Source organism: Acinetobacter bohemicus ANC 3994, assembly GCF_000367925.1.
In the GTDB taxonomy this organism is placed as follows: domain Bacteria; phylum Pseudomonadota; class Gammaproteobacteria; order Pseudomonadales; family Moraxellaceae; genus Acinetobacter; species Acinetobacter bohemicus.
Genome location: NZ_KB849175.1, coordinates 149573 through 161393 on the forward strand (window position 1 = coordinate 149573; position 11821 = coordinate 161393).

The following is an 11821-nucleotide window of genomic DNA, read 5'->3' on the forward strand; positions in this document are numbered from 1 at the left end:
ACATCATTCTTAATGATTTAGTGCCATGGGCGTAAATCTACAATTTTAACGACATTCGCTTTTTGATCTATCAAAACAGTCATATCTACAGCACTGGCTTTCATCGGTAAAAATGCAGTTGCCTGCGGATATTTTGCTAAGATTTTTTCCACATCGGTTTTGTTATTGTACTGCTGTAATAATTCAAGTTTTTGTGCGCGTTGTTGCATTTGTTCTTTTGCTTTGTTTAATTCTACATAACGCTCTGGACGTTGTGCAATAGAAATACCTGATCCTATCTCAGCAAACATTTCTTTATTTTTCTGCTTTAGCTCTTTTGCAAATTCAGCAGCCACAAACTGCGGTTTAAACCAAGATGCCTGCTTAAATTGTGATTTAATCTGCTTAGGATTTTCCATCACAATTTCATTATTCTTAACCAACTCAAAACGATCAACATTGTACACTAACCATGTTGGGCGACCATCTGCAATCTGATAAAGCCCGTACCCCAAAGCTATAGCTTGTATAAGAATAATGACTGTCAAATCAAATTTAAGGCTTTTTTTCCCCTCTTTATAAACCAACCAAGTAAAGAATGGACCTAAAACAATATCAATACCTAGCATCATCAAAAAAATATGAGTAACACCTACCGCTTTATTTAAGGGGAATGGATACCAACAAAAGAACACGATGCAAGCAGCAACAGCAGCCACGCATATAGAAATAATTAAATGTGCAGTAACAAACTTAAATTTTGCTGTTTTCATGTTTTACCTTAAAACACCGTTGAGTTGATATTTTTCGACTAACGACAAGTTGATGGAACAAATTTGGGTTGTATTGTACCTAAAGTCGCACCAATCATACCCATAGCTTTAGCTGTTTCTTGCGTTTTAGATGAACAAGCCCAATCCACAATACCCGTGCTTCCTGCTGTCAGTGCCGTTTGTAATGGTACAATGGTCGTTGCATTAACTCGAATAAAAGGACTAAGCACCAAAGTATTTTCTGTAGGCGCAACACCAACCATAGAAGCCTTAAACGTAATCGTAATCTCTCCAGTCTGACCATCCGTTAATACACTCGCGACATATTTACTGGTTGCACCTTTATTGGTAGCCTGATCATTCCAAGCCTTTGCAACACGCTGTAAATCCCCAGCAGACACAATCGCTTCTGCAGCCATTGCAGCTTTTGCACTACTCGCTAAAGTTACACCTTCCAACACTCGTGATCGTATGCTGTAATCTTGATAAGCAGGCAAAGCGATTGCCGCTAAAATTCCAATAATTACCACAACAACCATAAGTTCAATTAAAGTAAATCCCCGTTGCATAACTCTCTCCCTGTTCCTATATAGTTATTCTTATTCTCTTTTCAAAAACCGTACCAACAATTAAATTAAGATATTTCAATTATTTATAAAAATCAGTTAATTTATCAATACAAAATTTGTCACTAATTCACACTTTTATATATAAAATACAAATTTAAACACAAAAAAACAGCCCTTAGGCTGCTTTTTTTTAAGCAAATATTAACGGCATTGAGATGGCGCATATTTAGCTTGTACTGTTCCAACAGCAGCGCCTGCTAAGCCTTGTGCAGCTGAGGTTGCAGCAGTTGCTGAAGTACATGCCCAGTCTACAGAACCGGTACGACCAGCTGCTAAAGCTGAAGCTAAGGTTTCCGCAACAGCTTGAGATTGAACATATGGGCTAAGTCGAATAATATTTTCTGTTGGTGCAAGACCAACTGTTGTTGGGTTATAAGTAACAGTAATAACACCCGTTGTACGAACAGCTTGCACTGAATTGACATATTTAGATTTAGCACCAATACCAACACCCACTTGATCATTCCAAGTATCTACTGCAACACCAAGATCAACGAGAGTAGGTGCCCCAGCAACTTGTTTTTGTAAATCACCAGCAACTGTTAAGCCTTCAGTAATACGGGTACGAATGGTGTAATCTTGATATGCAGGAAGTGCAATTGCAGCCAAAATACCGATAATCGCTACAACGATCATTAATTCAATAAGAGTAAAACCCTTTTGTATAGATTTCATAACATTCTCCACAAATGTTTATTGTTTATTTATAAGCTTTATAAACTTATTTAGCTTATTTTATGTATAGCACTAAATATGCCAAGAGTGATTATAATAAAATTAACAGAAAAAACAGCACTTTAAAAAAATAAAATTGTTACAGTGTGGTTTTAATGTTTTTTTAGGTAAAAAAATGACATTTTTTGTCACTTAAACACTGTTTTCTAGCCCAATATAATCGGTTCGTTACTCAATTCATTCTGTTGATCTGTTATGGCATGTGCATAAAACTCAATTAATACCTCTCCAATACTTTCCACGCCCTTTATAACGGCTACTTTATAGTGCTGTGCTGCCAATTGTTGAATTATATTTTGACAAATCTGATCCCAAACCACTTGTTCAGTGGCTTTTTGAATGCCGCGATCAATCACAATTTCAACTTTTTGCTCACATAAGTTTAGATAGAGCAGCACACCGCTATTTAACTCGGTATCCCAAACACCCAGTTCAGCAAAAAGCTGTCTTGCACGCATACGGGTCGTTTGCTGATACGCTTGATTTGATGGAATACAACCTTCAATCACGACTTGTATTTCTCCAACATGACCCTGCTCCGCATGTTGTACAGCTTGAGCAATTTCATATTGATCTTGCTTGGAAAAATAGCGCTTGGTTGCTGGCATAAAAAAGAAATGCTTGAGCCAACGCTTAAAGCTTGGCTGAGCGATTTCTTCAATTTTAGGCTGTGTGACAATTTCTGTCGTATCTGTTGTTGTTACCATGAGCCTGATGCTCCTCCCCCGCCAAAACCACCGCCACCACCACTATATCCACCGCCACCAAAACCACCACCTCTGCCACCACGTCCACCACCAGAGGAAGCTAGAAATAGCTGAAAAATGGTTTGTGCTAAAGCCGTAATCAATAAAAAGAAAATCCCGCCACCAATCAACAAACTGGTCACTAAACCTGCACCATTGACCAAGCCTGCGACTGTGCCTGCAACCGCAGCAGCTGCAGCACTTAAGCGTTTCCCCACAACGAAAGACCCAGCAATCCCTGCAATGAGGATAAATAATGCTGTGCTCAAGGTTTTCTGTTTGGCTTGCTGCTCGTGTAAAGCTTGTGCTTGACGTTCTTTTAATTCCTCTGCCGCTTGCGCTGCCACTTCAGGATCCATCGTTAAAATACGTTCAATTTCCGCTAAACCAGCATCAATCCCTTGCGCATATTGGGCTTGTTTAAAATAAGGCGTGATTTGATTACGAATAATACGACTGGCCACAATATCGGGTAAAACACCTTCCAAACCATAACCAGTTAGAATTTGAATCCGCCGATCATTCACCGCAATGGCCATGAGCAAACCATTGTCTTGTTTGGCTGAACCCAATTGCCATTTTTCTGCAATGCGCATAGCAAAATCAAAAATATCTTCTTGCCCTGTCGTCGGAACAATCACCACGCCGATTTGCGCTTTGCCTTCTTCATGTAATTTGAGAATCCTCTGACTAATTTCTTGCTTCTGACTAGCACTTAATAAATTTGCCTGATCAACCACGGGCTCATTTAAAGTGGGTAATCCACGAATAGATTCACCCTCTGCCATATCATTGGCAATTTTCGCTTGTTGCGGTGTTATTTCAGTATTTTTTTCAATTGATGTTTGATTCTGTGCTGTCTGTTGATCTTTGACAATTTTACCCAGCACCACAGCTTCAGCACTTTCATCCGTCGCTGTGGCGACTTCACTCCACGTGACTGAACACATCAATATACTGCAGCATAATAATAAGGCTTGCAGTATGCTTATGGGTGAAATAGGTTGTTGATCAAAATCAGACATCGGCATTCCTTATTCAATCGTGCATGACTTAATCGAAGGATACTTTCGGTGCATTTTGTGCGCTTTGTTCAGCACTAAAATTCGGTTTAGTCTCCATACCAATCACTTTGGCCGTCATCACTTGCGGGAACTGACGCGAATAGGAATTAAAATCCTGAACAGCCGTAATATAACGATTACGTGCCACGGCAATCCGATTTTCAGTACCTTCGAGTTGAACTTGTAAATCACGAAATTGTTCATTGGCTTTTAAGTCTGGATAATTTTCAGATACTGCAATTAAACGTGATAATGCACTGGTCATCTGTGCCTGCGCTTGTTGATATTTTTCAAATAAAGCGGGATCTTCTAGCACTTCTTTATCCACTTTTAAACCGGCAACATTGGCACGTGCTTGGGTTACTTCTGTTAATACTTGCTCTTCATGTTTAGCATAGCCTTTAACGACATTGACCAAATTAGGAACCAAATCGGCACGGCGTTGATATTGGTTTTGTACTTCAGACCACGATGCAGTCACGGCTTCGTCTTTCACCTGTAAGGTATTATAGCCACAACCCGATAATATTAAGGTACTGACCAGCGCGATCGCGACTAAACTTTTCTTCATGGGATTCATCAAGTTATATCCTCTATATTTCTTTGTATTTGTTTGGATATTTTTATTGTAACCACATTTAGGCAGAGTTCTGTTTAATTTCAGTATTCCACATGATCAATAAAAAAAGGCGAATATCATCATTCGCCTCTGTTTCTTTTAGTCATTAATTCAGCAAAGTTGGCTTTAATTCCTGCTGAAAACTTTCTACTTGATAATCTTCTGCTAAACGTTGTTTCCAGTAGATAACCAGTTTTGTATAGTCAATTTCTGAAGGATGAAAATCAGTTTTAAAATAAGCTAAATATTCTGGGGCAAGTTGCAGAAACATTTTTCCCAGCAAGTAAAATCCAAAAATATTCCCACCCACTTTAGGTAAACTTTTTTTCTTGTCTTGCAAAAATAACCGTGTAGCAGAATAGAGCATCAAGCTGGCAAAGCCCGTGGTTACGCTACGCATAATCATACGCCGGATTTTATCATCGCCATATACAGCCTGATAGACATCAAAAGCGACCGCCCGATGTTCAATTTCTTCAATGGCATGCCAGATCCAAAGTTTGGCAGCATCCTCATCTAAGGTCGCCAAAACCTCTGGATGCCTGAGAATATAACCGCCCAGTAACGCAGTAAAATGCTCAAAAGCACAGGTAATGGCGAGTTGAATTTTAGGATGTAGATTTTTGACATAGTCATCTTTACGCGCAAGCCATGCCTGAAAACGATCTAAATTATAATCCTCACTGCGCCAAGCCGCATTGAATTCAGCATGTGCTTTAGAGTGCATGGCTTCTTGCCCAATAAATGCTGCGATTTGCGCTTGTAAGTTTTCATCTTTCACTTTGTCCCGTACATTTCTTACGCTATGCACAAAAAATTGTTCCCCGATCGGAAAAGTCGAAGAAAGTGCAGTAAGTAAATGTGACATGACAGGAGAATTGGCAAAATAATGCCGACGAATGGCCTGAGGGTTGAATTGTAAACGTCGCACGGTAATGCCAATGGCTTTGGGACGATTTTGATATGATTTTTCTGCCGCCACGGTGCTCATAGAGTAATCCTGTCAAAATAGACAATGGATTTTAGTATGCGAAGTTAATCACAGCTGTTATATGGCAAAAGCGCTTGTTCAATTAGCCAAAAGAGACAACATGATCAGCGGTTTTTGTCTAAAACGTTTGGAAAATAAGAAATCCCCCTTTTTTCAAAGGGGGATTTAAGCAATTCGCTTTTCAAATATTTTCAGCTGAGCTTAAATAGCGAATTAGATATCCAACCAAATATCCGATCAGATGTCCAATCAGATATCTAAGTAATCCAAAATACCTTCAGCAGCTTCACGACCTTCCCAGATTGCAGTCACAACCAAGTCAGAGCCACGTACCATATCACCACCCGCAAAGATTTTTGGATTGGATGTTTGGAATTTGTATTGCTGCTTTTCAGCTGCAACCACACGACCAGAACCATCCAAACCAATGTTTGCACCTGCAAACCAATCTGCTGGGCTCGCACGGAAACCGAAAGCTAAAAGTACTGCATCCGCAGGCAAAATTTCTTCTGAACCCGGTACTGGTTCAGGGCTACGACGACCACGACTATCCGCTTCGCCCAATTGCGTTGTAACCACTTTAACGCCTGTGACTTTGCCATTTTCGCCGACAATTTCAATCGGCTGACGATTAAATTGGAAATCCACACCTTCTTCACGCGCATTTTTTACTTCACGACGTGAACCCGGCATATTTTCTTCATCACGACGGTATGCACAAACGACCGATTCAGCACCTTGACGAATTGAAGTACGGTTACAGTCCATCGCGGTATCACCACCACCCAGCACGATGACTTTCTTGCCTTCAACACTGATGTACTCGCTTGGGTCTTTTTCCCAACCTTGCGTACGGTTGACATTGGCGATCAAGAAATCCAGTGCATCATACACACCATCCTGATCTTCACCGGCAAAACCGCCCTTCATATAGGTGTATGTTCCCATACCCATAAAAACTGCATCATAATCGGCAAGCAATTGCTCAATCGTGACATCTGTACCAATTTCAGTATTTAAACGGAATTCAACACCCATGCCTGTGAAAATTTCACGGCGACGTTTCATCACGTCTTTTTCCATTTTAAATTCTGGAATACCAAACGTGAGCAAACCACCAATTTCAGGACGCTTATCGAATACAACAGGTTTAACCCCGTTACGCACCAAAATATCCGCACAACCTAAACCTGCAGGCCCTGCACCAATAATCGCGACTTTTTTATCGGTCCACTTTACAGAAGACATATCTGGACGCCAGCCCAAAGCAAAGGCAGTGTCATTAATATATTTTTCTGCATTACCAATGGTCACTGCACCAAAACCATCATTTAAGGTACAAGCACCTTCACACAAACGGTCTTGCGGACATACACGACCACACACTTCTGGCAACGTATTGGTTTGATGGCAAAGTTCTGCAGCTTGGAAAATACGACCTTCAGCAATCAGTTTTAACCAGTTTGGAATGTAGTTATGGACTGGACATTTCCATTCACAATACGGGTTACCACAACCGAGGCAGCGATGCGTTTGATTGGCCGCAATTTCCGCTGTAAACGGTTTATAAATTTCCACAAACTCTGCTTTGCGGACAGTGAGATCTTTTTTCTCTGGATCTTGACGTGCTACATCCAGAAATTGAAAGTCATTGTTTAGGCGCTCTGCCATGTCTCTCTCCGTGGGTAGGTGCAGTCGGTTTATTTATCCGCTACACCTGCCTATCAATCTGTTCGTCGTGGAATTATTGTGGATCGGCTTTAGTGGTTTTCAAAAGCGTTTGCAAATTAGCAGCTTTTGGTTTTACAAGCCAGAATTTACGGCTGTAAAAATCAAACTCATTGCGGATCTTATACGCCCACGCACTACCTGTCTCTTGAATGTGTTCATCTAAAATACGGCTTAAGAATTCTTGATGTTCTTCCATCGCTTCTGTAGAGATACGATTTAACTCAATCAACTCATGGTTATAGTGGTCAACGAAATCATTATCAAGGTCAAGTACATAAGCAAAACCACCCGTCATACCTGCACCGAAGTTGTGACCGACTTTACCCAGTACCGTCACAATACCACCAGTCATATATTCACAACAGTGGTCGCCAGCGCCTTCAATCACCGCAAATGCACCTGAGTTACGCACTGCAAAACGTTCACCCGCAGTACCCGCAGCGAAGATTTTACCACCCGTTGCACCATACAAGCAGGTATTACCAATAATGGCTGTATTTTGCGTTTGGAACGGTGAACCTTTTGGTGGGAAAATCGAGATACGACCACCCGCCATACCTTTACCCACGTAATCGTTGGCATCACCTTCAAGTTTGATATGCAATCCACCTGCATTCCAAACACCCAGTGATTGACCTGCTGTGCCTTTCAAATTCATGACAACAGGATGTGCTTCCATACCCAAGTTGCCATAACGACGTGCAATCTCACCTGAAATACGTGCACCAATTGAACGGTCACAGTTAACAACATTGTAGTTAAACTCACCACTCTTGCCTGCTTCAATGGTCGGAAGCATCTCGACCACCATTTTCTCTGCAAGTAAGCCTTTGTCAAAAGGTGCATTGCCTTGAACTTGGCAGTATTGCGCCTTACCTTCCGCAGCAGGATGTGAGGTTAACAAGGCACTTAAATCTAAGTGTGCATGTTTGTCGGTATCACCCGGTAATACTTCAAGTAAATCAGTACGACCAATCAAATCTTTGAGGCTTGAAACACCTAATGCTGCCAACCATTCACGGGTTTCTTCTGCAATAAAGTGGAAGAAATTAATCAGCATTTCTGGCTCGCCAATATAATGCTCTTGACGTAAATGATCTTGTTGCGTTGCAACACCCGTCGCACAGTTGTTGAGGTGGCAAATACGCAGGTATTTACAACCCAATGCGATCATTGGCGTTGAACCAAAACCGAAGCTTTCCGCACCAAGAATCGCTGCTTTAACCACGTCTAGACCAGTTTTCAAACCACCATCGGTTTGGACGCGTACTTTGCCACGAAGATCATTTACGCGAAGCGCTTGATGTGCCTCGCTTAGGCCCAATTCCCAAGGCGAACCTGCATGGTGAATCGAAGATAATGGTGACGCGGCTGTACCACCGTCATAACCCGAAATGGTAATGAAATCGGCATAAGCTTTTGCAACACCTGCTGCAATGGTGCCTACACCCGGCTCAGACACCAATTTCACCGAAACCATCGCTTGAGGATTGACTTGTTTTAAGTCAAAGATCAATTGCGATAAATCTTCAATCGAATAAATGTCGTGATGTGGCGGTGGAGAAATCAGCGTTACACCCGGTACTGAATAACGCAAACGTGCAATTAAGCCATTCACTTTACCGCCCGGTAACTGACCACCTTCACCCGGTTTCGCCCCTTGCGCCACTTTAATCTGCAACACTTCTGCTGAAGTTAAGTAGGCAGGCGTTACCCCAAAACGACCCGAAGCAATTTGCTTGATTTTCGAGTTACGAATGGTGCCATAACGCGCAGGATCTTCACCGCCCTCACCCGAGTTTGAACGCCCACCGATGGTGTTCATGGCAATCGCAATCGCTTCATGCGCTTCAGGAGACAATGCGCCCAAAGACATTCCTGCCGAGTCAAAACGCGGCAAAATATCTCCGACTGATTCCACTTGCTCAAGGGCAATTGAATTATCCGTTTTGAGTTTAAAGAGATCACGAATAGTGGCAATCGGACGATTATTCACTAATTCTGCATATTCTTTAAAATCGGCATAATTGCCTGAACGTACCGATTTATGCAAAGCATTGATCACGTCTGGGTTAAATGCGTGGTATTCCTTATCGAATACGAATTTCAGCAAACCACCTTGATCGATTGGCTTACGTGCTTTCCACGCATTTTCAGCCAATTTTTTAAGATCATTTTCAAGGTCCGCAAAGGTTGCCCCTTGAATACGGCTTGGTACACCTGTGAAGCACTTATCCACCACTTCATTGGATAAACCAACCGCTTCAAATAACTGACCACCACGGTAAGAAGCAACCGTTGAAATACCCATTTTCGAAAGTACTTTCAGCAAGCCTTTCTCAATACCTTTACGGAAGTTGGCTTGGGCGTGAATTGGGTCACCCAGTAACTCGCCTTTAGCAACCAAATCATTGATCACATCATAAGCCAAGTATGGATAAATCGCAGTTGCACCAAAACCTAAGATCACGGCAAATTGATGCGGATCACGTGCCAAACCAGTTTCGACAATAATATTGGCATCGGTACGTAAACCCACTTGAATCAAGTGATGGTGAATCGCACCAGTTGCCATCAATGCATTGGCGGGTAAATAACCTTCACGAATTTTCTTATCGGAAAGAACCAATAATGTTTTGCCATCACGAACTGCTTGAGCTGCTTCTTCGCAAATACGTACAATCGCCGCTTCTAAACCTTCAGTTGCCACATAGTTTAAGTCGATGTCGGCAATTTCATAGCCTTTACGACCTAAAGTACGCATTTGGTGCATTTTAGAGTTTGAAAGTACAGGACTGGAAATAATCAAACGATCTGCATGTTCAGCGCTTTGTTCAAACACATTTTGCTCGCGACCCAAACATGTCTCTAAAGACATCACAATCGATTCACGTAATGGATCGATCGGTGGGTTGGTCACCTGTGCAAACTGTTGACGGAAGAAATCTGATACATGACGGACTTGGCGAGACAAGACCGCCATTGGCGTATCATCACCCATCGAACCCACGGCTTCCTGACCGCTTTCTGCAATTGGACGCAACAATTGATCACGTTCTTCAAAGGTCACCATAAACATTTTTTGTGCTGCTTTAAGGTCATCACCTTTTAAGCCTTGATCACATAAATATTCTTCAAGCTCTGGGCTACCTTGGACGCGAACTGAATTTTCACGTAACCATTGACGGTAAGGACGCATATTTTTTAGATGCTTGTTAACGTCTTGCGTATCCAGCATTTTACCCGTGAAGGTATCAATCACTAAGATTTGACCTGGGCCAACACGCCCTTTAGAAACCACATCTTCAGGCTGATAACCCCAAACCCCAATTTCAGATGCCAGTGTGATGTAACCATTTTTGGTAATCACCCAACGTGCAGGACGTAAACCATTACGATCCAGCATACAAATGGCATGACGACCATCTTGAATCACCAGACCTGCAGGACCATCCCACGCTTCCATATGCTTCGAGTTAAATTCATAGAATGCACGTAAATCGGCATCTAAAGTTTCAACATTTTGCCACGCAGGTGGAACCAACATACGCAGTGCACGGAATAAATCCATACCACCACCAACCAGAATTTCAAGCATATTATCTAAGCTTGAAGAGTCCGAACCGGTACGGTTTACAATTGGATTTAATTCAGTTAAACCCGGCAATAATGGGTTTTCCAATTTAGGCACACGTGCCATTGCCCAATTACGGTTGGCGGTAATGGTGTTAATTTCACCGTTGTGCGCCAAGTAGCGGAAAGGCTGTGCAAGTGGCCAACGCGGTAAAGTATTGGTCGAAAAACGCTGATGGAATACCACAATATGTGATTCCAAACGTGGATCTGCAAGGTCAGTATAGAAGTCTGCAATGGCTGCAGGCATCATCAAACCTTTATAGGTAATCACGGTTGAACACAATGTTGTGACATAGAATGATGAATCATTCACTAACAGCTGTTCAGCACGGCGACGTGCAAGGAATAACTTACGGTTGAATTCAACCTCAGTCACGCCCATAGGGCAATTGACAATAATTTGTTCAAAGGCTGGCATCGATTGCAATGCAATCTCACCTAAAGCTTCAACATTGGTTGGAATCAAACGCCAAGCCAAAACTTTTAAACCTTCAGATTCAATTTCTTTGGTGAGAATTTGTTTTGAATGTGCCGCAATAGCGGGATCAAGATTTAAGAAAATAGTACCGACCGCAAAAATTTCGCTTAAGGTAATATCACTGAGTTTTTTTGCTTCTTCACGGAAGAACGCTTTTGGCATAGCCAGCAATAAACCACAACCATCCCCTGTTTTGCCGTCTGCGGCAATACCACCACGGTGGGTCATACAACTTAAACTATGAATCGCGGTCTTGACCAAATCATGGCTCGCATCACCCTGCATATGGGCAATTAAACCGAAACCACAGTTATCTTTAAACTCATCCGGTTGGTATAAACCTTGAGCGGGAGCTACAGTATTAGGCGATGGCATGTGCATAGCGTACCCTTCTTTCAACATGGCCCATATAGCGGGCGTCTAACAATCAAATATCTTCT

The 11821-nt window shown here is 42.0% G+C and carries 9 protein-coding genes; all 9 read right to left on the bottom strand.

Translation table 11 applies throughout. The features are described 5' to 3' along the window. Positions 1-17: 17 nt before the first annotated feature. Positions 18-752: a TfpX/TfpZ family type IV pilin accessory protein gene (gene tfpZ, locus F994_RS11195; RefSeq protein ID WP_004650585.1), complete on the bottom strand. Its 735-nt coding sequence runs from the start codon at positions 750-752 to the stop codon at positions 18-20. Between the two features lie 38 nt (positions 753-790). After that, complete coding sequence (locus tag F994_RS11200; RefSeq protein ID WP_004650586.1) at positions 791-1321, bottom strand: pilin; 531 nt, start codon at positions 1319-1321, stop codon at positions 791-793. A 201-nt stretch (positions 1322-1522) separates the two neighbouring features. Then, positions 1523-2056 carry a pilin gene (locus F994_RS11205; protein WP_004650587.1) on the bottom strand — a complete coding sequence of 178 codons (534 nt, stop codon included), beginning with the start codon at positions 2054-2056 and terminating at the stop codon, positions 1523-1525. 206 nt (positions 2057-2262) lie between these two features. After that, on the bottom strand, positions 2263-2823 hold the full coding sequence (locus F994_RS11210; protein WP_004650589.1) for a TPM domain-containing protein: 561 nt from the start codon (positions 2821-2823) through the stop codon (positions 2263-2265). Then, positions 2817-3887: a TPM domain-containing protein gene (locus F994_RS11215; protein ID WP_004650590.1), complete on the bottom strand. Its 1071-nt coding sequence runs from the start codon at positions 3885-3887 to the stop codon at positions 2817-2819. Before F994_RS11215 ends, F994_RS11210 begins: the two co-directional genes overlap by 7 nt. A gap of 28 nt (positions 3888-3915) precedes the next feature. Then, positions 3916-4506, bottom strand: a complete 591-nt coding sequence (locus tag F994_RS11220; protein ID WP_004650591.1) for a LemA family protein — start codon at positions 4504-4506, stop codon at positions 3916-3918. A 145-nt stretch (positions 4507-4651) separates the two neighbouring features. Next, positions 4652-5536 carry a metal-dependent hydrolase gene (locus tag F994_RS11225; protein WP_004650592.1) on the bottom strand — a complete coding sequence of 295 codons (885 nt, stop codon included), beginning with the start codon at positions 5534-5536 and terminating at the stop codon, positions 4652-4654. A 249-nt stretch (positions 5537-5785) separates the two neighbouring features. After that, positions 5786-7207 (bottom strand): FAD-dependent oxidoreductase, encoded by a 1422-nt coding sequence (locus F994_RS11230; protein ID WP_004650593.1) that lies wholly within the window; start codon positions 7205-7207, stop codon positions 5786-5788. Between the two features lie 73 nt (positions 7208-7280). Continuing rightward, the gene (gltB, locus tag F994_RS11235; RefSeq protein ID WP_099049324.1) at positions 7281-11756 is read right to left on the bottom strand and encodes a glutamate synthase large subunit; all 4476 of its coding nucleotides are present in this window, start codon (positions 11754-11756) and stop codon (positions 7281-7283) included. Between the last annotated feature and the right edge of the window lie 65 nt (positions 11757-11821).

What these genes read in the sequence shown, in the direction of transcription:
- tfpZ (WP_004650585.1), bottom strand. Translation starts at nt 752, where the DNA reads ATGAAAACAGCAAAATTTAAGTTTGTTACTGCACATTTAATTATTTCT.
- F994_RS11200 (WP_004650586.1), bottom strand. Translation starts at nt 1,321, where the DNA reads ATGCAACGGGGATTTACTTTAATTGAACTTATGGTTGTTGTGGTAATT.
- F994_RS11205 (WP_004650587.1), bottom strand. Translation starts at nt 2,056, where the DNA reads ATGAAATCTATACAAAAGGGTTTTACTCTTATTGAATTAATGATCGTT.
- F994_RS11210 (WP_004650589.1), bottom strand. Translation starts at nt 2,823, where the DNA reads ATGGTAACAACAACAGATACGACAGAAATTGTCACACAGCCTAAAATT.
- F994_RS11215 (WP_004650590.1), bottom strand. Translation starts at nt 3,887, where the DNA reads ATGTCTGATTTTGATCAACAACCTATTTCACCCATAAGCATACTGCAA.
- F994_RS11220 (WP_004650591.1), bottom strand. Translation starts at nt 4,506, where the DNA reads ATGAATCCCATGAAGAAAAGTTTAGTCGCGATCGCGCTGGTCAGTACC.
- F994_RS11225 (WP_004650592.1), bottom strand. Translation starts at nt 5,536, where the DNA reads ATGAGCACCGTGGCGGCAGAAAAATCATATCAAAATCGTCCCAAAGCC.
- F994_RS11230 (WP_004650593.1), bottom strand. Translation starts at nt 7,207, where the DNA reads ATGGCAGAGCGCCTAAACAATGACTTTCAATTTCTGGATGTAGCACGT.
- gltB (WP_099049324.1), bottom strand. Translation starts at nt 11,756, where the DNA reads ATGCCATCGCCTAATACTGTAGCTCCCGCTCAAGGTTTATACCAACCG.